This window comes from Sphingobium sp. GW456-12-10-14-TSB1 (genome assembly GCF_059424385.1).
Window position 1 is genome coordinate 653,679 of the sequence record NZ_JBWKZI010000002.1, and the last position, 23,700, is coordinate 677,378.

Here is a 23,700-nt window from a genome sequence, read left to right on the forward strand (position 1 = left end):
CGCCCGTTTTTACGCATTCGTTCAGGGGAATATTTGATGAAAGCCTTTAGAGGCCGGCTGCCGCATTGCGCGGTATCCGGCGTGGTCGTGGCGACGTGCCTTCTGGCGGCTGCCGGGACGGCGTGCGCGCAAGTCGCGCCGCCCTATGCAACGCTATTGCGGCAGAGCGCTGACGCGCCGCGCCTTGCGCTCAGCGAAGCTGAAATCCGGCGCGCCGAAGGCTTGTCGGAGCAAGCGCGGGCGCGGCCCAATCCCAGCGTCAGTTTGATGACCGAGAATGTCACAGGGTCCTCGCCCTATCGTGGCTTTGATCGGGCCGAAACGACGCTGCAATATAATCACACGCTGGAACTGGGGGGCAAACGTGGCGCCCGGATCGAGGCTGGCGAGGCGGGTGTGACCGCGTCGAAGGCGCGCGATCAGGACGCCCGCGCTGCCTATGCCTATGATCTGGCCCTGGCCTACGCGGCGGCCGAAGCCGCAGACAGCCGAAACGCACTGGCCCAGGACGAGGTCGAAGAGGGCGAGGCCGATCTGGGCGCCGCAAGGGCGCTCGTCGATGCCGGCAAGGAAGCCAGGCTTCGGGCGCTCCAGGCAGAAACCTCACTCAACGAAGCCAAGGCCGCGCTGCACCTTGCGAACGCCAATCGCATCGCGGCCTTTGCCCGCCTGTCCGCCCTGACGGGGTCGCAAACCCCTTTTGCGAGCCTGGCCCAATCCGTGCTGGACTTGGGGGCAAAGACACCTGCCGTCGGACCGGTCGATCCTCTTGCCAGCCCTTATTATCTGGCCGCGCAGGCGGAGCGCGAAGCCGCCAATCGACGGCTGAAAGCCGAGCAGCGGCGGGCCGTGCCGGACGTCACCGCCAGTATCGGCGTTCGTCGCCTCGAATATGATAATGCCACGGCGCTGCTGGGCAGCCTGTCCTTGCCGCTCCCGATCTTCGATCGCAATCGCGGCAACATAGCGGCCTCCCGCGCGGAAGCCGACGCCGCGCAGGCGCGGCTTGCCATGGCGCAGAATGATGCGCGGGCGGAAGCGCAGGCGTCGGCTGCCCAATTCCATGCCGCCATGGCGCGCGTGACCGCCGCGCTGGGCGCGCAGGCGACCGCCGACGAGACCTATCGACTGGCCCGCATCGCCTATGAAGCCGGCAAGTCGTCGATCATCGAACTGCTCGCCGCGCGCCATGGTCTTGCGATCACGCGCGGCGGCGTCCTCGACGCGCGCCTAGCCGCTTTCGAAGCGCGCGCGCGCCTTGCCCGTCTGACGGGCAGCACCATTTCCGGAGATCCGATCCAATGACGCCTGACAACAGACTTTATGCCGGCGCCGCGGTCGGTCTTATCCTTGCCGCTCTTGCAGGCTTCGGGCTGGCGCGCATGACCGCGCCCGACGCGCCGGTCGTGCAGACCCAGGCGGCAGCGCCTGAGGCTTCAGCCGATACCGTCGATATCGATGCGGCAGGGATCAGGATGTCGGCCATCACTATCGCGCCCGCAGCGGGTACGGCGCTGTCAGGCATCATAATGTCCAGCGCGAGGGTAGAGGCGACCCCCGATGCGGAAGCCGTGCTGACCGCAAGGGCGCCCGGCACCATCACCCGCATCTTCAAGCGGATCGGCGATAGCGTCCAGGCGGGGGAGACGATTGCCCTGGTCGAAAGCCGGGACGCATCGACCATCGCGGCGGACAGGGGAACCGCCTCCGCCCGGGTGACGCTGGCGTCCCGTCAACTCGCCCGCGAACGAACCCTGCTCAACCAGGGCGTTTCACCGCGTGCGGACTTCGAAACCGCCCAGGCCAATCTTGCCGTTGCCCAAGCCGAGGCGCGCCAGGCAGAGGCCGCAGCGCGTGCGGCGCGCGTTACCGGCGACGGGCGATCCGTCGCCGTGGTCAGCGCCGTGTCCGGCACGATCACATCGGCCCCTGCAAGCCTTGGGGCCTATGTGCAGGCAGAGACGGAATTGTTCAGGGTCGCCGATCCGCGGCGCATCCAGATCGAAGCAAGCGTCCCGCCCAGCGATGCTGGCCGGGTGAAGGCCGGCGATCGGGTTGAATTGGCGACCAATGATGGCCGCACGCTTGAAGGCCGGGTCCGGTCGGCCACCGGGGTCGTCGACGCCCAGACGCGGCAAGCCACCATCATCATCACGCCCGGCAGTGGCGCAAGCATGGTCGCGCCGGGTCAACTGGTGCAGGCGCGCATCTTCGCCACGGGCGACGTCGGCGTCGCTGGCGGCGGGGTCACCGTGCCGCAGGACGCGGTGCAGACGATCGGCGACCATGATGTCGTCTTCGTCCGCACCCGATCCGGGTTCAAGGCGCAGCCGGTCCAGATCGGCAGTCGCAGCGGCGGCATGGTGTCGATCGCCGCGGGCCTCAAGGCGGGGACGCCGATCGCCACAACCAATGCCTTCCTCCTCAAAGCCGAACTTGAGAAGGAAACGGCAGAATGATCGGGCGCATTCTCAGCCTGTCCGTCAGGATGCGATGGCTGGTGGCGTTTCTCACGCTACTGGTCGTGGCCTTTGGCGGATGGCAGATCACTAAGCTGCCGATCGATGCCGTGCCAGACGTCACCAATCGACAGGTGCAGATCAGTACATTCGTGCCCTCGCTGGGGCCGGTCGACGTCGAGAAACAGGTCACTTTCCCCGTCGAAACGGCATTGGCCGGCATTCCCGGCCTTGAAATGACGCGGTCCTTCTCGCGGAACGGCTTCAGCCAAGTCACGGCTGTATTCACCGACAGCACCGACGTCTATTTTGCCCGTCAGCAGGTCACAGAGCGCCTGGCCCAGGCCAAGGACAGCCTGCCCGACGGCGTCCAACCCAACCTCGCGCCGCTCAGCACCGGCCTTGGCGAGATCTTTTTCTACTCGGTCGCCTTCCGCCATCCCGACGGCAAAGGCGTAAAGGCCATAGATGGAAAACCAGGCTGGCAGTCGGACGGCAGCTATCTGACGCCCGAGGGCGAGCGGCTGACGACCGAACTGGCCAAGGCCGCCTATCTGCGCACGGTGCAGGATTGGATCATTCGCCCGCAAATGCGCAATGTTCTGGGCGTTGCCGGCGTCGATTCCAACGGCGGTTATGTGAAACAATATCTGGTCGAGCCCAAGCTGAACGCGCTTGCCACCTATGGTCTGTCGATTACCGAACTGGCAGACGCCTTGGAGCGGGCGAATGTGTCGGCTGGCTCCAACTATGTGCGCCGCGCCGGGGAAAGTTTCCTCGTCCGCGCCGACGCGCGGCTGAAGTCGATCGAGGATATTCAGGACGCGGTCGTGGCCACCCGGGCAGGTGTTCCGGTGCGGGTGCGCGATGTAGGCGACGTCGTGATCGGCGGCGCCGTGCGCACCGGGTCGGGCAGTCGCATGGGTTCCGAAGCGGTCATTTCCACCATCTTGATGCTGGTCGGCGAAAACAGCCGGGTCGTGGCTACCCGCGTCGCCGACAAATTGGTCGATATCAACAAATCGCTGCCGCCAGATGTTTTTGCCGAGGCGGTCTACAACCGGTCCAAGCTGGTCAACGCCACCATTGCCACCGTCGAAAAGAATCTGATCGAAGGCGCGCTTCTGGTCATCGTCATACTGTTTCTGCTGCTCGGCAATATCCGCGCGGCGCTGATCACGGCTGCAGTGATCCCGATCACCATGTTGATGACGGCATCCGGCATGAACGCCCTTGGCGTATCGGGTAATCTGATGAGCCTGGGCGCGCTCGACTTCGGACTTATCGTCGATGGCGCGGTCATCATCGTGGAAAATGCGCTGCGTCGTCTGGCCGAGCGACAGGAACATGAAGGTCGTCTGCTGACGCTGGACGAGCGGATGAGCGAAACGATCGATGCGGCCAAGGAAATGGTCCGGCCTACCGTCTTTGGCCAGCTCATCATCTTTCTCGTCTTCGTGCCGTTGCTGACCTTCCAGGGGGTGGAGGGCAAGACCTTCGCGCCCATGGCGACAACCTTGATGCTGGCGCTTGCATCGGCGTTCGTCCTGTCGATCACCTTCGTGCCGGCGATGATCGCGATCGTCGTCAGCGGCAAGGTCAGTGAAACCGAAGTCAAGCCGATCCGCTGGTTTAAGGAGAAATATGCGCCGCTCCTCGACAAGGCAGTGGCGCGGCCGGTGCCGTTCGTCGCGGCCGGTGCGGGCATCTTCTTCGCTGCCGTTCTGGCGTTCGGCCTGCTGGGAGAGGAGTTCATGCCCCAGCTCGACGAGAAGGACATCACGGTCACCAACTTCCGGGTGCCATCCGCCTCGATCGACCAATCGACGCAAATGCAGCTTCAGATCGAGAATGCGCTCAAGACGCTGCCCGAGGTGGAACTGGTATTTTCCAAGAACGGCAATGCCGACCTTGGCACCGACCCGATGCCGCCAAACTCGTCGGACACCTATGTCATTCCCAAGCCGGAAAGCGAATGGCCGGCCGAGGTGACGTCGAAGGAAGATATCCTGCGACGTATCGAAGAGCGCATGAAGCCGCTCATCGGCAATCGGACGGAGATCCAGCAACCCATCCAGATGCGTTTCAACGAACTGATCGCCGGCGTGCGCGCCGACGTCGCGGTCAAACTTTATGGTGACGATCTGGAGGCGATGAGCGAGCAGGCTCGTCGCATCGCTGGCGTACTGCGCGGGATTCCGGGCGCAGGCGATGTCAGCGCCGAACAGACCGACGGCGCGCCGACGTTCGATGTCAAGATCGATCGGCAGGCTGCAGCACGTTACGGCCTCTCGGTGGAGGAAGTGGCCAACACTGTCTCTGCCGCGCTGGGTGGCCGGGAAGCGGGGCTGTTGTTCGAGGGCGATCGCCGCTTCGCGGTGGTGGTGCGCTTGCCCGATGCGCAGCGGGACGATGTCGAAACGCTGGGATCGATCCCGGTCATGCTGCCTGCGGCCGATGGTCAGGTGGCAGGCTCCATTCCGCTAAGGGAGGTGGCCCGGTTCAGCTATACGCAGGGGTTGAACCAGATCAGCCGCGAAAATGGCAAACGGATGGTGGTCGTTCAGGTCAACGTCCGTGGTCGCGACCTTGGCGGCTTCGTCGAGGAAGCCCAAAAGGCGATCGGCCAGATGCAACTCCCGTCAGGCATGTATACCGAATGGGGCGGGACGTTCGAAAGCCTGCAGTCGGCGCGTTTGCGGTTGATGCTGGTCGTGCCGATCTGCTTCCTCGCCATCTATGCGTTGCTTTATATGGCGCTGGGCGGCTTCATTCCGGCGGCGATCGTGTTCAGCGCGGTGCCGATGGCGCTGGCGGGCGGGGTGTTCGCACTTCTGCTGCGCGGCATCCCCTTCTCCATCACGGCAGCGGTCGGCTTCATCGCGCTGTCCGGCGTCGCGGTGCTGAATGGTCTGGTCATGATGAGCGCCATCGGCAAGCATCGCGAAGATGGCGCAAGCGAGGATGACGCCATTATCGGGGGGGCAATGGAGCGTGTCCGGCCGGTCCTGATGACGGCGTTGGTCGCCAGTCTTGGCTTCGTGCCGATGGCGCTCGCCACCGGCACGGGGGCGGAGGTTCAGCGGCCCTTGGCGACAGTGGTCATCGGCGGACTTATCACCTCGACCGCGCTCACATTGCTTGTGCTTCCCGCAATAACGGCGCTCGCGGCAAGGTGGCGAAGTTCTCGGAAAAAGGCCCGTTCGCAGCCGCTTGAGCCGTGAAAATGATCTGGAATCGGACGCTTGTAACGCCCGATTCCATGTCTTTTACAAAGCCTGTGAGCGAACGCCGAAAACATTCGATTTGATACGGAATATGCGAGGAATTCGGAGGATTATTCCGCGAAATGGCATTCAAACCACATCCTACGCCTCTCAATGTCGATACGAATTTGGGGAGCCAAGACAATGGCTGCACGCGAGATGGAAACGCAACGTGACCAGCGGCGCAATGGCCCCGGATTGCAAGCCGCGGGACTGTTGATCGCTGCGCTCATGATCAGCGGTTGTGGCGGGATACAGGAGAAAGCTGCTCCCGTCGTTGGATCGACAACGCATGCTCAGAGCGTCTTTGCGGCATGCTGGAAAACGGCTGGTGAAGGCCATGTGCGCGAGCGACGAGGCCCGCAGCATAGCCTTCGCTATTATTACGGCCTGCACCGGGACGCAGTCAGGGGGCAATGTCGTGCCTATGCAGACCGAACAAATGCGAGACTATGGGAGAAGATCAATAAGAAATATCCGGGGCTTTCTACTTCCCAGGCATTTGAAAAATCGTGCGGAAACGCCCTAAAAGTCGCGCATCATTACCAATATGACCTAACGCATTTCAGTGATCACTTGGCCTTGTGCCGCATGATGGCTGAAGAATTGGAAAATTGAATAGGTTGGAGACTCGTATGAGACTGGTTCGAACATTATCCGTCGCACTGGGTGTAAGCACGTTGCTGGCGGCAACCGCGCCGGTCGGTGCGCACGGCATCTGGTTCGCGCAGCGGGCGCGCCAACTGGCGCTGGTCTATGGCGTTGGCGCCGACGATCTGGACGCCGTCAAGCGCTTGCCATTGGTCAAGACGGTCACCGGCTATGACAGCGATTGGGCACCCGTCACCACCTCTCTTCGCGCCGCCGGTGCAATCCCGGTCGTCGACAGCGACGAACCGGTCGCGGCCGTCGCGGCCACCATGGATTATGGCTATTGGAGCAAGACCCCGGACGGAGAGTGGCATAACAAGGGCCGCGACGAAGTCCCCAACGCGACGCTTGCCGAGCATAATTTCAAATATGCGGTCCATCTGACGCAAGTGCCGACCAAGCCGGTGCCGCTGTTCGAGGGCCACACGCTTCAGGTCGTGCCCGCCGACCTTGCCATTCCCTAGAAAATGGGCGAGCCGATGAAGGTGCGCGTCTATTACAAGGGCAAGCCTGTCGCCGGTGCCACCGTGATGCAGGATTATGTCAACGATCCCGACGAAGTCGCCCCGGCCAAGACCGGCGCTGATGGCACCGCCACGATCAAGCTGCGCAACCAGGGCATCAACGTGCTGATGGCGATCTATGTTGGCCAGGCGACCGACAAGAAGGTCGATCATGAGGAATATCGCGCCTCGCTGTCCTTCGTCCTCCCTCACCTGCCCGAATAAGCCTTTCGGCCAATCCATTGGAGACATGCATTATGAAGATCGATCTTTTCCGCACGGGGCTTGCTGCCCTGGCACTTGCCGCGCTGCCCGCTTCCGCCTTCGCGCATGGCAGCATGAAGCCGCAACATGGCGGCCTCGTACATATGTCGGGTGAAACCCTGATCGAACTGGTGACCGGCCCCAAGGGTGTCGACGTCTATCTGAGCGAAGAAGATGAGCCGGTGCCTGCCGCCGGTTACACCGCCAAGCTCACCCAGACGGCAGGGAGCGCCAAGACCGAAGCGGCGCTCAAGCCTGCCGGGGGCAACAAGCTGACTGCTGCCGGCTTCAAGGCGGCCAAGGGCGCGAAACTCGTTGTGGCCCTGATCGACAAGAGCGGCGCGAAAATCTTCGCGACGTTCCAGACCAAGTAAAGGCGCCGACATGCACAGCGCGATCCGGTTTCCGCTCCAACCCCAGATATTGCGGCGGATCGTGCTGCTGCTTTTGGGCTTGGCCATGGCGTTCATGAGCGCGACGCTCTGGGCGCATGGCGTCAACGAGAATGACAAGGCCTTCATCGAAGGTGCGTCAGGCGTCAACATCATCCCCTATATGTATCTGGGGGCCAAGCACATGGTCACCGGCTACGACCATCTGCTGTTCCTGGCCGGGGTCATCTTCTTCCTCTATCGGTTGAAGGACGTCGGCGCCTATGTGACGCTGTTCGCGATCGGCCACAGCACCACGCTGCTGTTGGGCGTGATCTTCGACATTCGCGCCAACCCTTACATCATCGACGCGATCATCGGCCTGTCGGTCGTCTACAAGGCGATCGATAATCTGGACGGGTTCAAGACCTGGTTCGGCGTATCGCCCAATCCCAAGGCGGCGGTGCTGATCTTTGGTTTCTTCCATGGCTTTGGCCTGGCCACCAAGATCCAGGAACTGACGCTGGCCAAGGACGGGCTGATCCCCAACCTCATCAGCTTCAACGTGGGCGTTGAGATGGGCCAGTTCATGGCGCTGACCGTGATCCTCCTGCTGATGAACCTGTGGCGCATGTCGTCCAGTTTCAACCGAACGGCCACCGTCGCCAACGCCGCGCTCATGACCGCCGGCTTCGTCCTCATCGGCTTCCAGTTGGCCGGCTATTTTACCCAGGGTGCCTGACATGACCATGCAAACTGCTTCCGCACTTCCGACCTCGATCAAGCCCTCGCCTTCCACGCTTGCCAAGGCGACCGGCGGCGCGGCCATCGCGGCCGTTGCTATTCTCACCTTGTTCGTGCTGCCGGCCGAATATGGCATCGACCCCACCGGCGTCGGCACGGCGCTTGGCCTCAACGGCATGGTCACCGGCGAAGCGGCCGAAACAGCCCCCGCGCCCGCGCCGGAAGCTGCCGGCCCAACCGACATCGCGATTCCGACCAAGGCGACCATCGCCAAGTCGGCCGCATGGCGACAGGACGAGATGACCATCACTCTGGCACCTCATAGCGGGCAAGAGGTGAAGGCGCACATGGTCAAGGGTGACAGCTTCATCTTCCAGTGGAAGTCGACAGGTGGTCCGGTGAAGGCCGAAATGCACGGCGAAAAAACCGGCGTCACCGACGGCTCCTTCACCGACTATTGGAAGGAACTCGAACTTACCGGCGGTCAGGGCGACTTCACTGCGCCCTTCGATGGCACCCATGGCTGGTATTTCCGCAACAAGGGCGAAACGCCGATCACCGTCACCGTCAAGACGGTCGGCTTCTACAAGGATCTCTTCCTGCCCAAGGGTGAGTGAAGAGCCAGGCGAGGGATAATCAGATGAACAGCATTGCGGGCCAGGCGCCCCTTACAGCCCTAAACCCCGGCATGACATCGCCTGTCGCCGCTGCAAAGGCGCGCACGCGTTTGATCGCCATCGACGCGCTGCGTGGTTTGGTGATGCTGTTCATGCTGGTCGATCATGTCCGCGAAACATGGTTCCTGCATTTGCAGGTCACAGATCCCGTTGACGCGAATATAACCGATCCGGGACTCTTCTTCACGCGCCTGCTCTCCACCTTCTGCGCGCCGACTTTCGTCGCGCTGACCGGCCTTTCGGCATGGCTCTACGGCCAGTCGCATAGTCGGGCTCAGGTGTCTGAGTTCCTGCTGAAGCGCGGGCTTTTTCTGATCTTCCTGGAATTCACGATTGTCTGCTACGCTTGGCCAACACAGGCCAACACATTCCCGCCCCCCACCATCTGGTTCCAGGTGATCTATACGATCGGCATCAGCATGATCGCGCTGGCGGCGCTGCTCCATCTGCCGCGCCCTGCGCAGTTCGCTCTGGGTTTGGCGATCGTCTGCCTTCACAATCTGCTCGATCCGATTCGCTTGAGCCCGGATTCTCCCTTCTTCATTCCATGGGCGATGCTCCATCAGCGCGACAAATTCGAGATCGCCGGGATCCTGTTCAAGACGACGTATCCGGCGCTGCCCTGGATCGGCATCATCCTGTTAGGCTATGCCTGCGGTCCGTGGTTCGCGCGGGGCACCGATCCCAAGCCAAGGATCAAGCGGCTGGCTATGCTTGGCCTGGGCCTGCTTGTCGGCTTCCTGCTCATCCGCACGCTCAATTTCTATGGCGACAAGCCCTGGTTCATCGCGGACACGTCGTTGCGAACCGTCATGAGCTTCCTCGCGCTCACCAAATATCCGCCATCGCTGCTCTTCCTGATGCTGACCGTGGGCACCGGATGCCTGTTGCTGGCGCTGTGCGAGAAGTTCGAGGATAGCAAGATGATGCCGACGCTCGCCATGCTGGGCGGCGCGCCGATGTTCTACTACATCCTCCATCTCTACACGCTCAAGCTGCTCTACAATATCGCGATGCTGCTTTACGGCCCGACGAAGGGCGCCGTGTTCGGTGTCGATAATCTGAGGTGGGTATGGATCTGGGTGTTTATATTGATCCCGGTTCTCTATTTTCCAACGAGATGGTTCGCCCGGCTCAAGCAGCGCCGCAAGGATATCTGGTGGCTGAAATATCTTTGATTGCGAGATTGTAGTGAGATGCCGCTGGTTCAATGTCAGCCAGAAAGCAGCTTCGTTGCAGCATGAATCGGAGCAGCTGCCAGTCCGGCTTTGCAGCAGTTTGCGAGCTTACAAATAGAATTGCGGACGGTCTGCTGTTGCGATGAGAAATTTGGTCGCCAAACGGCTGATTCGGGTCGAGGGCAGAGATCACCTGTTAACACGGATCGCACGCGCCGGTGGCCAACCAGCTGTCAGACAATGTTTGGTGATTTGGGCACGTCGGCAACACCGCACCGTTCAGGCAATACCCGCACCACCGGTGACGCCATAGACCTCGCCGGTGATATAACTGCCCTCCTGCGACGCCAGCAGCACATAGATGGGCGCGATCTCGACGGGTTGGCCGGGGCGGCCGAACTGGCTCTGCTCGCCGAATTTCGTGACCTTTTCCTGCGGCTGACCCCCAGTGGATTGCATAACCGTCCAGAAGGGGCCGGGCGCCACGACATTGGCGCGGATGCCTTTCTCGATCAGTTGCTTGGCCAGCGCCTTGGTATAGGCCACTATCCCCGCCTTGGTCGTCGCATAGTCGAGGAGGATGGCCGATGGATCATAGGCCTGGATCGACGCGGTCGTGATGACCGAGGCACCGGCAGGCAGATGCGGCACCGCCGCCTGCACGATCCAGTGCAACGCATAGAGGTTGGTCTTCATCGTGCGGTCGAAATCATCTGAGCTCAGCACCTGCACATCGTCCCGGAACTGCTGACGGCCCGCATTGATGACCAATATGTCCAACCCGCCAAGACCGGCGACGGCATCGTCGACCAACTGGCGGCACCAGGCTTCATCCATCACGTCGCCGGGAAGCGCGACGGCTTTGCGCCCCTCCGCTTCGATCAGAGCTATCACGGCCTGCGCATCGCTCTCTTCGCTGGGCAGATAGGCAATGGCGACATCGGCCCCTTCCCGTGCGTAAGCGATAGCCGCTGCCCGACCAATGCCGGAATCGCCACCCGTGACGAGCGCCTTGCGCCCCTTAAGCTTGCCCGACCCCACATAGCTCTCTTCGCCATGGTCCGGTGTCGGGTCCATCTGCGCCGCTATGCCTGGGGCTGGCTGGGGCTGCTTGGGGAAAGGCGGTTTGGGATATTGGTCGCGTGGATCTTGCAGGGTGAGGCGATCGGCCATGATGGCTCCTTGCTGATGAATGGCGAGCGGACATTTCGCCGTCGCTCCGAAGGCTGAAGGTCGAATTACGAGCCACCCCGGCCGCCAGTTCCTGCGTTAGGCTTGGCCATGCCCCGGTTCACCGAATGACGACGTCTTTGGCCGCAACAGACTAAAGATCGGGCAGGATCTGGTCGGCTCTGCCCCAATGGGCCAGATCCTTGGAAGCGGCGCGCTTCAGCATTTCGCCTGCGTCCCCGATATGCCATTGGTCCGGGCCGTCCAGCGTGCGCAGTTCCTCCCAGCTGAGCGGCACCGCGATCGGTGCGAACGGCCGCGACCGTGCGCTATAGGGCATGACGGCGGTCGCGCCGCGCTGGTTGCGCAGATAGTCGATGAAGATCTTGCCCGTCCGCTTCGCCTTGGCGAGCGCAGCCGTAAATCGGTCGGGGTCGGCCTGTGACAGCGCGGTGGCGAAACGATGCGCGAAATCCTTGACCTGCGGCCACTCGGCGCTGGGGGTCAGCGGCGCGATCACATGCACGCCCTTGCCACCGGTCATCATCGGAAAGGTGACGAGCCCCATCTGCACCAGCATATCCTGCAGATGGAAGGCCGCCGACACCACATCCTTGAACGCCAGCCCCTCGTCGGGATCAAGATCGAACACCAGCCGGTCGGGCTTCTCGACATCCTCGATCCGGGCACCCCAGCCGTGAAATTCGATCGTCCCCATCTGAACGCAGGTCAGCAGCCCTGCGGGCGTATCGACGAACAGATAGGGTTCTTCATGGCCGTCCTTTTCCAGGATGCCCACCTGTTTGACGTCGTCGCCGAAACTGCCAGCATCATGTTTTTGGAAGAAGCATTTCTTGTCGCGGCCTTGCGGGCAGCGCACGAGGCTGATCGGCCGACTGCCTGCCCAAGGCAGCATGATATCCGCTACCGCTTCATAATAGTCGGCTAGCTCGCCCTTGGTGAGCTTGCCCTCCGGGAAGATTACCCGGTCGCGATTGCTGATCTTAACGCCGTTGGTCGCGGCGGGCTGCGTCGCCTGTTCGACGGGCGCTTCGACCTCCAGCACCACCGCTTCCGGCTTCTTGTCTTCGCGTAATCCGAGATAGCTTGAATGGCGCAGCACGCCTTCGTCGGTAAATTCCGCAAAGGCGACCTCGGCGACCAGTTTCGGTTTGATCCAGTGTGCGTTGCGTACTGCCGCGCGCGGGGCCTCGACCGTCGGCGTCTTCCGGGCTAGCGGTGCCATCAAGGCCAGCAGCCGCTCCATCTCGTCCGCTGAAAAGCCGGTGCCGACTTTCCCGGCGAACCGAAGCGTGCCTTTGTCATGGACGGCCAGCAGCAGCGAACGGAACCCGCGCTGCTTGTCCGAGGGCAACCAGCCCACAATCACGAACTCCTGACGGCGGGTGCATTTGGTCTTGACCCAGCCGCTCGATCGCGATCCGGAATAGCGGGCATCCCCCCGCTTGGAGATGACGCCTTCAAGTCCCGCGCCGCAAAAGCGCTCGAACAACTGCTCGCCGCGCCCGATGATATGGTCGGAATAGCGGATATGGCCCGCGCCATCGCCGAGCAGCGTGGCGAGCATCGCCTTGCGTTCAAGCAAGGGCCGCCCGGTCAAATCCTCGCCATTCAATGCCAGCAAGTCGAAGGCCATATAGTCGATTTTTCCGGGATCGTCCTTGAGCGCCGCCTGCAAACCCTGAAAGCTGGTGCGGCCATCGGCTAGGATCACCACGGCCTCGCCGTCAATCAGGGCGCTTGATGCATCCAGCTTTGTCGCGTCGGCGATCAACCCGGCACAGCGATCGGACCAGTCGAGGCCGGATCGTGTATAGGCGCGGCCATTGCCGCCGCCGATGGCCAGCAACGTGCGATAGCCATCATATTTTAGCTCATGGAGCCAATGACTGCCTGCAGGCACATGGTCGACAAGTGTCGCCAGTTGCACAGGCTGAAAAGGCGGCGGGACATCGCCCTTGGCATTCCCGCGCGCAGTCGCCTTCGCCTTTGCGACTTTGCGCTGGGAAATGGGTTTGCCAGCGGCGATTTCCTCCATCGTGCGGCCACTGTCGATGCTGGTGAGATGGTGACTGACCAGATCGTCCGACCCGCCGGCAAAAGCGTCGCTGACTTTGCGCAATATCCAGTTTTCGCCGCGCTCCTTTCCGCGTGGCTTGAGCCGGAACAAGACCCACTCTCCCTGCATCCGGCGGCCATGCAGGATGAAATGGAGATGCCCTTCGGCCAGTGTCTTGCACGGGTCTTTACCTGCTATCGGTTCCCATGTGCCATTGTCCCACAGCATGACGGTGCCGCCGCCATATTCCCCTTTGGGGATCAGGCCTTCGAACCGTGCATAATCAAGCGGGTGATCCTCGGTTCGCACCGCCAGGCGTTTGTCGTCGGGATTGGCGCTCGGCCCACGGGTGACGGCCCAGCTAACCAGCACGCCGTCCAGTTCCAACCGGAAGTCATAATGCAACCGCGACGCTGCATGTTTCTGGACGACAAAGCCGTTGCCGGCCGTCGGAAACTCCGCACCAGCAGGCTCGGCCGTGCGTGCGAAGTCACGCTTTGCCCGATAGAGGTCGAGACTGTCTTTAGGGCTTTTGTCCTGCGCCTTTGCCATGTTGGTTCGGTCCGTTGCTTTGCCCCTCAATCCGCAAGCGTGCCAACTCGTTCCGGGGGTATCGCAAACGATCACGCCTCCGCATCGATGGCGCGCGCGAAGCGGTAGCTGGTCTGCTCGAACGTCGAAGCCCGAAAGAAATTATGCGCATTTTTGATGTCGATGTCGCTCATCGCTTCGATCCGCGTGCATCCTGCTTCGCGCAGCGCCGTTGTCGCAGCATCCAGCATGGCAGTCGCGATGCCTCGGCGGCGATGCGCCCCATCCACCAGCAACACAGTAATCCGGCCGATCAGGCCATGGTGAAGCGTGGGTATCAGCGTCCAGCCGCAACAACCGACGATCCCCTCCAGAACAGCGACGATCGCGCCGCCTCTAGCCTTCCTGACCCGCTCAAGATTATGCGCGACACCGTGTTCATCGATGGTCGTTTGGGCAAGCTGGCGCAGCAGCACCGCCATGCCTGCCGCATCGGTCCGCTTGGCGGCGCGAATGCGGAGCGGGGCCGGTTCGGGCGTGGGCGCAGGCTTGGCCGCTATTTTCTTCGCGGGCGTTGGCGTCTGCCCGATGGAACGCCTCGCGCGCGGTCGGAGGGCGGGCTCGACGTTTTCATGCGTCGCTGTTGTCGCTTTCCTTGTCGGTGCGGCACATACAGGCATGGCGTGAGCCGATGCCTTCCAGCTGCTTGTCGCGCCCTTGCGCAGAAACGCTTCGATATCCTCCAGCGAGGCGGTCAGCCCATCATCGCCAACCCCGAGCAAAGGCTTCCCGCCCGCATCGGTGAGCCCATATTTGCCATAATCACCCGCACCAACCTTGCGCCTGCGGGACTTTACCAGCTTGAAACCACGATGGGCGGCCATTTCACGCAGCGTCTGATCCCTGGTCGCGTCACTCATGATCCAGGGACGTCCCCGTCACGCCCGCTTTTTGGCGGATGTCTTGCCTGCCGACTTCGCGTCGCTCTTGGCCGCTACCTTGCCCGCTGGCTTCTTCGCCGTCGCCTTGGCCTTGCTGGCCGGGCCGATGGATTTCTTGAGTGCCGCCATCAGATCGACGACGTTATTCCCACGTGGATCAGCACCGCCTTCATCGTCGCTGTCGATGTTAAGCGTCTTGCCCTTCTTCTTATGCTCGATAAGCTCCTTCAGCGCATCGACGTAGCGATCGTGAAAATCACTCGCGTGGAACTTACCGGTCTTCTTGTCGATCAAGGTCGTGGCGAGATCGAGCAATTCGTCATCCGGCTCGCCATCGCCGATCTCGTGGAAATAGCGCGCAGCTTTGTTGACTTCATCGGCATACCGCAACGTCTCCATCACCATGCCGCGCCCGCATGCCTTGATGCTGACGACATATTCCCGGCCGCGCATCGCGAGTTGGCCAAGGCCAACCTTCCGGCTGCGCCGCAACGCTTCGCGTAGGACGATGAAGGCTTCCTCCGCCAGGTCGTCGGCGGGCACGACATAATAGGGCTTTTCGAAATAGATCATGTCGATGTCATGCGCATCGACGAACTGGGTCAGCTCCAGCGTCTTCTTGCTCTCCAGCTTGACGCCTTCGATCTCTTTCTCGTCCAGCAGCACATATTCGCCTTTGGCATATTCAAAGCCTTTGACGATGTCGTCCAGGTCGATCGGCCCGATGCCAGGCACGATCTTCTCATATTTAATACGCTTACCCGAAGGCTCATGGATCTGGTTGAAAGCGATCGTAGCACCGCTTCTGGTGGCGGAATAGATCTCGACAGGGATGGAGACGAGCGCGAGCCGGATCTGGCCTTTCCAATAGGGTCGTGCAACCATGATCATCTCCTGTCGGTCTATGGCAACAACCCTTCGCGCATGGTCCCGTTCCGGTTGAACGCGAAGTGCCCGCTATCGGCTTCGGGGATAATGATCTGTAGCCAGCGCTGGCGTCGGTAGCCCAATACCCTTGTCCGTTTCAAGCTGTCGGCGATCTGCTTGATAAACTGGTGACGGCCAAACGTGAGAAATCTTCCTCTAAGCCGGTTCTGAACGGCGCATAGGACCGAGAGCAGACCGACGCTTGGAGCGAACGAGGCCGTCTAGGGGTCCAGAGTTCTCGCGGACAGCCGCTGATCAACCAAACCGACGACCGATGACGCATAGAATTTCGATTGGATCATGACACATAGGATACCATTCAAGGCGACGCGACCCTGCATCGGCGAATGCGCTAATGACCGGGCACCGGCTTTTTAATAAAGCCAGCGGCAGCTTCGGCTTACGTCCCCTACCACACAGTCGTCTAAAGGCCTGTCTTGCGCGTCCAGAATGGGAAAGCAGACTGACCGCACCTGGGTATGGAAAGTCGGCGACTGAGTGGCCGGAATGGGTCGGTTTTCCTAAGTGCCAAACGCCGTGTAGTGAGACAATCCTGCCATCCAGTGCCTTACTGAACGGCATCGCAGAATCACTACGAAGGGCCAGTTCCGGAACGGCGGCTCCCAAGAAGCCTGCGCCGGGTGCTAGCGTCATCGACTTCTCGGTCGGAATAGCACCGCATGATTGAGCTTTGCCTTGCTTCGACCGTGCCTCTCGTTTCATCTGCCTGAATGGGGGTGCGCGTGCCAAACTATTACGAGATTCTAGGGGTCGATCGGAGCGCCGAGCAGGAGGTCATCGACGCCGCCTACCGGGCGATGATGCGGCGATATCATCCTGACACCTTCACCGGACTGAAAGCCGAGGGTGAGCGCCGCGCAAAGCAACTCAACGAAGCTTATGCCACCTTGCGCGATGCTGAGCGTCGCCGCGCCTACGACGAGACGCTCGGGCCGGCAGCCCCAAAGACCGCGCCGGTTCGAGAGGCCTTGGCAAATCCGAACCCGCCCTCGGCTCGGCACCGGGGCTTGCTCATCGGTGGATTGGCGATAGCAGCCGTCATCACGGTTGTCGCTTATGCGAACCGACAGGCGCCACCGGCTCCCATAGCCACCGCCAGCACGCCAACGGCCTTCCCCAAGCCCGCGCCCTCGCCAGTTGCGAAGACAGCGCCGTCGCCGTCGGCATCGTCTACGACGCTCGCAGCCTGCAAAGGCATGACTTGCCGAGTGCTGACGCCGTTTGGCTGGGGCGGGATCGAGGCCGGTGTAACGACGGACAGCGCGCAGGCGGCATCGGGCCTTAAAATCGGCGACGATGGCCATTACACCGAGGCTGGCGACGGGACGTGCCTTGCCTATGAGGTAATCGGAGGACCCAAGAATCTGCAGATGCTGGTCGAAAGCGGGGTGGTGACGACGGTCGAGGCCTATCTCGATCCTCCCGCACCGACCTTCATGACTGACCGTGGAGTGAAGCTCGGCGATTCTGAGGCGGCGGTGCGCCAGGCCTATGCCGGGCTCAAGCAGCTGCCGGACATCTACTCCGAGCCGCCCGATAAAAAGCTCTTCTATTATGAACCGGGCGGAGAACGCGGCATCAAATTCTCGATAAACGGCGGGAAAGTCAGTGGGATCTCAGTTGGTTCGCCCAGCATCGAATATGTCGAGGGCTGTCTCTAGGCGAACACCATGGCACGACGAACATGCATCATCTGTGCCGAGCCCGCCGGATCGCGCGAGCATCTCTTCCCCGCCGCATTGGGTGGCCGCCGCGTTAACAAGCGCATCTACTGCGCGCACCATAATCACGCGCTCGCTGATGGCGCCGGCGTGCTGGCCGAGCAGCTACGGACAATCAACGCGATCCTCATGGTCGAGAGCGATCGTGATCGCAGCGTCCCGCATAAGTGAACGGCGTATGTTGGTCGACATCCGTCGGAAAAGCGGAACGTCTGCTGCTGGAGATAGAAAATCGGGCGCTGAGCGTCCGGCATGGGTCGACACCGGTAGGCTTCCGTATCGGGTTCTGATTAGATCGCGCGGGTCGGCAGCTACAAAAGGCTAATCAAGCAGATCTGGCGACGAGAAATCTCGCAAAACTGCTCTATCACGCCCTCCGATTTTTGTCTGAGCCGATGTCGATGTTGACATTCTCACCGAAAATTTCTTGGCTTCACCTCGATGCCCTCGGTCGGCTTCCCGGGCATGATGCCTGATCCCAGCCGCAGGTCAGGGATGTATATCTCACGCGCTTTTCGACCGAGCAATTTGCTGTCCGGGTCCCGGGGATCAGGTCCGCCGCCACTCTTCGCGCCATCGCCGCGCGCCGGGCGGAAGACGTTGGAAAGATCGCTCCGTTCGCCCACGCTTGCCAGTAATCCAGACAGATTTTCGAGCCGTTGGGCAATGACGTGAATGACCTCGCCTTCTTTCTGGACCTGACCGCGCACGCCGAGCATGGATGCGCCAAGGACAGTGCCGCGATTGGCCTCGAACACTTTGGTCCACACTACAAGATTTGCGATCCCGGTCTCGTCCTCGATGGTGATGAACATGATACCCTTGGCAGAGCCGGGCCGCTGCCGCACCATGATGATCCCTGCAAGATTGACCCAGCGACCATCGCGGATGTCAGAAAGCGCCGCGCACGGGACCATCTTCCTCGCTGCCAAATCCTCCCTGAGAAAGGTTACCGGATGGGCGCGGAGCGATAGCGCGAAGCTGCGATAGTCTTCCACTACCTCCTGGCCTTCCGCCATCGGCGAGAGCGCGACCTCGGGTTCGACCGCTTCGGCGCGGAGCTTCCCCTCGCGCTCGTCTGCTGCGGCAAAAAGGGGCAGGGGGCTGTCGCGCAACCCTTTCACATCCCACAGGCCAGTGCGACGGCTGTGCCGGAGCGAGCCGAAGCCATCAGCATCGCCGATCCGATCGAGCGCACCAGCACCCACGCCGGCTCTGCGCTGGATTTCTTCCACTGAAGCATAGGGCTCTGCGCCGCGGGCCGAGACGATCGCCGCGCCGTCCGGATTGGCAAGATCGCGGACCATACGCAGCCCAAGGCGCACGGCCTTGTACCGCCGGTTCCCCACTTCAAGCGTGCAGTCCCAGCGACTATGGTTCACATCGACCGGGCGGACCTCAACGCCATGTTCGCGTGCGTCGCGGACGATTTGGGCTGGTGCATAAAAGCCCATGGGCTGGGCGTTCAACAACGCCGCACAGAAGACATCTGGATGATGGCATTTAAGCCAGGAGGAGGCATAGACGATGAGCGCGAAGCTTGCGGCATGGCTTTCGGGGAAGCCATAGGAGCCAAAGCCTTCGATCTGCTTGAAGGTCTGTTCGGCAAAAGCCTGCTCATAGCCGCGTTCGACCATGCCGCCGATGAGCTTGTCGCGAAAATGGCTGACCCCGCCGGTCAGCTTGAACGTCGCCATCGCCCGCCGCAAAAGGTCCGCCTCGCTGGCGGTGAACCCGGCACACTCAATGGCGACCCGCATCGCCTGCTCCTGAAAGAGCGGGACGCCGAGCGTCTTTTCAAGGACCCGGCGCAGCTCCGGCCTGGGATAGCTGACCTTTTCCTTGCCTTCGCGGCGCCTTAGATATGGGTGGACCATGTCGCCCTGGATGGGGCCGGGCCGAACGATGGCGACCTCGACGACCAGGTCATAGAATGTCCTTGGCTTGATACGGGGCAGCATCGCCATCTGCGCCCGGCTTTCGATCTGGAAGACGCCAAGCGTGTCAGCCTTGCGGATCATCGCATAGGTTGCCGGGTCTTCGGCCGGTATCGTGGCTAGGTCGAGGTGGATGTCCTTCTCCTCGCGCAGGAGATCGAAGCCGCGTCGCATGCAGCTGAGCATGCCTAATGCCAGCACATCGACCTTCATAAACCCCATAAGGTCGATATCATCCTTGTCCCATTCGATGATCTGGCGATCATCCATGCGGGCAGGTTCGATCGGCACCAACTCGTCGAGCCGGTCGCGGGTCAGCACGAAGCCGCCGGGATGCTGCGAGGAATGGCGCGGCGTATCCATGAGCAGACGCGACAGCTCCAGCGTGAGGGCAAGGCGGCGATCGGTCATATCAAGATTGAGCTCGGCGACATGGCGGTCTTGCACACCCTCGCGGCTCCAGCCCCAGACCTGTCCTGACAGCGCGTCGGTGACATCGGTCGACAGGCAAAGCGCCTTGCCGACCTCACGGATCGCGCCTTTGGTACGGAAGCGGGAGATCACGGCAGTCAACGCACTATGGTTGCGGCCATAGGTCTCGTAGATCCATTGGATCACCTCCTCGCGCCGCTCATGCTCGAAATCGACATCGATATCGGGCGGCTCGCGTCGCTCGGCGCTCACGAACCGTTCGAACAGCAGTTCGGTGCGCACCGGATCGATCGAGGTGATGCCAAGGCAGTAGCAGACCGCCGAGTTCGCGGCCGATCCCCGGCCCTGGCACAAAATGTCTTTCGAGCGCGCAAAATCGACGATCGCGTGGACCGTCAGAAAATAGGGTGCGTAATCGAGCTGGGCGATGAGACGCAGCTCATGCTCCAGCTGGGCCCTTGTCTTGTCGTCGATGCCGTCTGGATAGCGGGCAGGGGCTTTTGCCCAGGTAAGGCGCTCAAGTTCCTGCTGCGGTGTACGCCCGCTTTTACCGATTTCATCGGGATATTGATAGCGCAACTCTTCAAGGGAAAAGCGGCATTGCTCGGCGATAGCGACACTTCGCCGAACTGGCCCTGTGTCCCCAAGATAGCGCACGAACAGCCGGTCCAGCTCGTCGGCGTCCTTAAGGTGCCGGTCTGCGATCTGCTCGCGTCGCTCGCCCAGATCGTCGATCGTGCATTTCTCGCGGATGCAGGTCACCACATCCTGCAGCATCCGGCGCTCGGGCGTGTGGTAGAGGACATCGCCGGTGGCGACGGTCGCGACGCGCGCCTGCTGTGCCATCTGTGTCAGGCGCCGCAACCGCAACGCATCGCCGGGTTGCCGCTGTAGGGTCAGCGCGAGGTAGCTGCGTTCCTGAAAGATCGATGAGACGCTGACGAGGTCCGCCTGCGTTTTTGCGTCATCGCTATTGGGGATAAGGATGGCGATCAGCCCCTCGCTCCATGTCGCGACATCATCCCAATGGAGTTCGCAGCTTCCTTTGCCGGCGCGCGATTTGCCGAGCGTCAATAGCCGGCAAAGGCGACCATAGGCTGCGCGATCGGTGGGATAGATAAGCAGGCCGGTGCCACAGGAAAGATCCAGCCTGCAGCCGTTGATGACGCGCACGCCCGTCGAACGGCCAGCGTCCCAGGCGCGCACCAATCCCGCCAGACTATTGCGATCCACGATGCCGATGGCAGGCATGCCCAGCATGGCAGCTGCGGTCAGCAGTTCCTCAGGCGAGGATGCACCGCGCAGGAAGCTGAAATGGCTCGTCGCCTGCAACTCGACATAGCGCTGATCGGCAAGGCTCATGCGAAGGCGCCATGGATGAACCAGGCCATGGGTCCGGTCGACGACCATTGGCCGTCGCCCAAGCGGAACAGCCAGTAGCGCCCGCCACCTTCGACCTCGACCTGGAAATAGTCGCGCACGAGATAGGGGCTGTCGGCTTCCAGGCCCTTGGCGCGCCACCATTCGCCCTGGAGGCGTTCGGGACCATCGGCCTGAACTACCTTGCGCCGCTTGCCCCGCCAGACGAACTGGGCAGGCGGATGGTCCGGCATCATCGCGATCACCTGGACCGGCTCAGGCGGGTCGATCATGCGGCCCGGGCGCGGCAGGACAGCGTTCCAGCGCCGATCCGCACCCTCGCGCAGCGCCATTGTTCGCTTGACCGTGCGTTCGGGCATGGCGGACGAGCAGGGCGTCGTGCCGTACAGCCGGTCATAGCCGAAACGGTTCGCCAGCGCGTCGATAAGGGCACCAAGGTCCGGGCCGCGATGCGTATCGCCTGCAAGATCAGCCTGTGCGCTGCGGAGTGGTTCGACGATCGGCGCGATCAGGATCATGGTCTCGATCCCAAGGCCTGGATCTATCCGCTCGATCCTGGGAACCAGGAGCTTTGTCAGATGCCGGGCATCCCTTGTAGGAGATGCCATCCCGATCCTGACGGACTGATATTGGCCATCGACCCGTTCGCAATGGAGGTCGAGGCGCCGCGCGCCGGTACCGTCCCGCATCAACGCAGCGCAAATGTCGTCGGTGAGATCGCCGATGACCTTCGCGATGGCGTCGGCCGTACCGATGGGTTCAAGAAGCCCGCGGCGCGCCTGGGGCAGTGACGGCGGGAAGATCGGGGCCATCGCCTCTGGCGCATGGCCAAGGGCCTGGTCGAGGCGGCGGTAGAGTTCATGTCCGTAGCGGCGCGCAATGGGACCGCGCGGCTCGGCAATGAGTTGCTCGATCCGGGTGAAGCCCATCTTGTGCAGATCGCTTGCCACTTTTGCCGGGATGCGCAGGGCGGCAAGGGGTAGGAGGCCGACCGCCTTCTTCTGGTCTCCAGGAACAATGATAACCGGGCGACCGGCAGGGACATGGCGCGCGACCGCATGCGCGCAGCCTGCCGTGTCAGCAACAGCGATCTGTGCTGTAAGGCCCGAGCCGTTCACCCGGCGGAACAGGTCCTTGACCAGCGCTTCCTCGCCGCCGAACAGTTCGCTGCATCCGCTGATGTCGAGCCATAGGCCATCGGGGTAATCGACCGCGACGAAGGGGGCGTAGCGCTGCCCTGCCCACAAGGCGAGCCGCTCAAGCCCTTGCGCGTCGGCCGCTTCGTCTGCATCGAGCACGTCAAGATCGGGCACCAGGGTCCTTGCCTTGGTGACGCTCATGCCGGGCGTGATGCCAAGGCTGCGGCCAAGCGCGTCCACCGCCGCGATCAGCTTGCGACCGTGCGATTCTATGGCCGTGACAAGCGGCTGCCGGGATGGCGCTGCGTTCGCCTCAGACGGCGATACGCCACGCTTCCTGCTGATCCGGTCGGTCGACCAGTATGGCAGGTAGAGCGAGACGACCCTGCGCATCGCAGGCCTCCACTATCCAGCTTTTGGGTTCTGCGCCGCGGACGCGCTGGAGCGCGACCGACCAGCGCGGGCGGGCAAGGGCAGGGATGCCCAGATTCTCGCTGGGGGACGCCGTAATGCGCCATCGTGTCTGCGCTGCTGAGCCCTCGATCAGTGCGTCCGCCTTGGCGGCGCGACGCAGGATGAACGCAGTCACCCCGGACCCTTCGGCAGCAAGCTGAAGCCGTTTCGACGCGGTCGTTGAGAGCTTCGAGACCTCGCCCACGACGCCGGCGATGCCAGCCACGCGCAGGCAATCTTCCATCGCGATCAGCGCGCCCTTGTCATCGCCAGGCTCGACGATGGTCAGGCGGTCAGGATGAAGGCCTGCAAGGTCGAGGGCAGGGGTGAACAAATCGCGCCAGCGCAGACACCAGAAAACCGGGCCTTCCATGCGCGCCAATATGCCTGCGATGAATATCGTTGCGGCTGCGTCGTCGCAAATGTCGAGAGAGCCCAGAACCTCATGCAATGCGCCGGTTGCAAGACCATTTCCGGGCAGATGATCGTCGATGTCGTCAAGGCCGAAAGGATGGACGCCATGACGGCGCCCATCGCCCGTCACATGGGCGATCGACGAACGCAAATCCTCGAGGATGGCATTGCGGGGCATTCCTTGGTCTCATCAGTCTGGCAATATGTTCTCTTTCTGTTCTCCATGACTCCCCGGACTGTCAAGTTAGTCGAGCGCATGTTTCGGGGTGAACGAGGTCCTGCTTGGGGCATCCGACGGATCCAACGTCATGGATTCCCTGAATCGTTTCGCGACGCGATCGTGAGTTCACAAAATATCGAGCGCGAGAGAAAATCGAGGGGCGATGCCCGAATCGAAATCGCCAAATCATTCGGTCGCTGTTCGCCGTGTTCGCATTCCGA

At 61.9% G+C, this 23,700-nt stretch carries 19 protein-coding genes; 12 read left to right on the forward strand and 7 right to left on the reverse strand.

Annotated elements, in window-relative coordinates; all coding sequences use genetic code 11:
* Positions 1-36 precede the first annotated feature (36 nt).
* The 10 genes from AC07X9_RS20240 (at position 37) to AC07X9_RS20285 (ending at position 10,113) form a co-directional block, all read left to right on the forward strand.
* Positions 37-1,305, forward strand: a complete 1,269-nt coding sequence (locus AC07X9_RS20240; protein WP_086486057.1) for a TolC family protein — start codon at positions 37-39, stop codon at positions 1,303-1,305.
* Complete coding sequence (locus AC07X9_RS20245) at positions 1,302-2,459, forward strand: efflux RND transporter periplasmic adaptor subunit (RefSeq protein WP_043150359.1); 1,158 nt, start codon at positions 1,302-1,304, stop codon at positions 2,457-2,459. The genes AC07X9_RS20240 and AC07X9_RS20245 overlap by 4 nt, the downstream gene beginning before the upstream one ends.
* Positions 2,456-5,683 carry an efflux RND transporter permease subunit gene (locus AC07X9_RS20250; protein WP_086486056.1) on the forward strand — a complete coding sequence of 1,076 codons (3,228 nt, stop codon included), beginning with the start codon at positions 2,456-2,458 and terminating at the stop codon, positions 5,681-5,683. Before AC07X9_RS20245 ends, AC07X9_RS20250 begins: the two co-directional genes overlap by 4 nt.
* Before the next feature lie 186 nt (positions 5,684-5,869).
* Positions 5,870-6,343 (forward strand): hypothetical protein, encoded by a 474-nt coding sequence (locus tag AC07X9_RS20255; RefSeq protein WP_130752820.1) that lies wholly within the window; start codon positions 5,870-5,872, stop codon positions 6,341-6,343.
* A gap of 17 nt (positions 6,344-6,360) precedes the next feature.
* A complete protein-coding gene (locus AC07X9_RS20260) occupies positions 6,361-6,840 on the forward strand; it encodes a hypothetical protein (protein ID WP_239018957.1) in 480 nt (159 codons plus the stop codon).
* Between the two features lie 15 nt (positions 6,841-6,855).
* Complete coding sequence (locus tag AC07X9_RS20265) at positions 6,856-7,104, forward strand: DUF4198 domain-containing protein (RefSeq protein WP_470427316.1); 249 nt, start codon at positions 6,856-6,858, stop codon at positions 7,102-7,104.
* A gap of 32 nt (positions 7,105-7,136) precedes the next feature.
* Complete coding sequence (locus tag AC07X9_RS20270; RefSeq protein ID WP_043150362.1) at positions 7,137-7,517, forward strand: hypothetical protein; 381 nt, start codon at positions 7,137-7,139, stop codon at positions 7,515-7,517.
* A gap of 10 nt (positions 7,518-7,527) precedes the next feature.
* A complete protein-coding gene (locus AC07X9_RS20275) occupies positions 7,528-8,256 on the forward strand; it encodes a HupE/UreJ family protein (protein WP_043150364.1) in 729 nt (242 codons plus the stop codon).
* A 1-nt stretch (position 8,257) separates the two neighbouring features.
* Positions 8,258-8,875 carry a hypothetical protein gene (locus tag AC07X9_RS20280; protein ID WP_043150366.1) on the forward strand — a complete coding sequence of 206 codons (618 nt, stop codon included), beginning with the start codon at positions 8,258-8,260 and terminating at the stop codon, positions 8,873-8,875.
* A 23-nt stretch (positions 8,876-8,898) separates the two neighbouring features.
* Positions 8,899-10,113, forward strand: a complete 1,215-nt coding sequence (locus AC07X9_RS20285) for an acetyltransferase domain-containing protein (RefSeq protein WP_043150450.1) — start codon at positions 8,899-8,901, stop codon at positions 10,111-10,113.
* Positions 10,114-10,392: 279 nt separating this feature from the next.
* Here the strand turns inward: AC07X9_RS20285 and AC07X9_RS20290 are convergent, their stop codons facing one another.
* The 4 genes from AC07X9_RS20290 to ku all read right to left on the reverse strand — a co-directional run bounded on the left by AC07X9_RS20290 (position 10,393) and on the right by ku (position 15,720).
* Positions 10,393-11,286: an SDR family oxidoreductase gene (locus AC07X9_RS20290; protein ID WP_086486055.1), complete on the reverse strand. Its 894-nt coding sequence runs from the start codon at positions 11,284-11,286 to the stop codon at positions 10,393-10,395.
* 151 nt (positions 11,287-11,437) lie between these two features.
* Positions 11,438-13,915 (reverse strand): DNA ligase D, encoded by a 2,478-nt coding sequence (ligD, locus tag AC07X9_RS20295; RefSeq protein ID WP_086486054.1) that lies wholly within the window; start codon positions 13,913-13,915, stop codon positions 11,438-11,440.
* A 71-nt stretch (positions 13,916-13,986) separates the two neighbouring features.
* Entirely contained in the window at positions 13,987-14,814 is an 828-nt protein-coding gene (locus tag AC07X9_RS20300; protein WP_086486053.1) for a GNAT family N-acetyltransferase, read from the reverse strand.
* 18 nt (positions 14,815-14,832) lie between these two features.
* Positions 14,833-15,720 carry a non-homologous end joining protein Ku gene (gene ku / locus AC07X9_RS20305; protein WP_043150451.1) on the reverse strand — a complete coding sequence of 296 codons (888 nt, stop codon included), beginning with the start codon at positions 15,718-15,720 and terminating at the stop codon, positions 14,833-14,835.
* Positions 15,721-16,505: 785 nt separating this feature from the next.
* Here ku and AC07X9_RS20310 point away from each other — a divergent pair.
* Positions 16,506-17,444 (forward strand): DnaJ domain-containing protein, encoded by a 939-nt coding sequence (locus tag AC07X9_RS20310; protein ID WP_161774242.1) that lies wholly within the window; start codon positions 16,506-16,508, stop codon positions 17,442-17,444.
* Between the two features lie 9 nt (positions 17,445-17,453).
* Complete coding sequence (locus AC07X9_RS20315) at positions 17,454-17,675, forward strand: hypothetical protein (RefSeq protein ID WP_043150372.1); 222 nt, start codon at positions 17,454-17,456, stop codon at positions 17,673-17,675.
* Positions 17,676-17,917: 242 nt separating this feature from the next.
* Here the strand turns inward: AC07X9_RS20315 and AC07X9_RS20320 are convergent, their stop codons facing one another.
* Genes AC07X9_RS20320 through AC07X9_RS20330 form a run of 3 tightly spaced genes read right to left on the reverse strand, consistent with a single transcriptional unit; the run spans position 17,918 to position 23,437 of the window.
* On the reverse strand, positions 17,918-21,235 hold the full coding sequence (locus AC07X9_RS20320; protein WP_043150453.1) for an error-prone DNA polymerase: 3,318 nt from the start codon (positions 21,233-21,235) through the stop codon (positions 17,918-17,920).
* Positions 21,232-22,785, reverse strand: a complete 1,554-nt coding sequence (locus AC07X9_RS20325; RefSeq protein WP_086486052.1) for a Y-family DNA polymerase — start codon at positions 22,783-22,785, stop codon at positions 21,232-21,234. Before AC07X9_RS20325 ends, AC07X9_RS20320 begins: the two co-directional genes overlap by 4 nt.
* Complete coding sequence (locus AC07X9_RS20330; protein WP_086486051.1) at positions 22,706-23,437, reverse strand: ImuA family protein; 732 nt, start codon at positions 23,435-23,437, stop codon at positions 22,706-22,708. The genes AC07X9_RS20325 and AC07X9_RS20330 overlap by 80 nt, the downstream gene beginning before the upstream one ends.
* Positions 23,438-23,700: the final 263 nt, after the last annotated feature.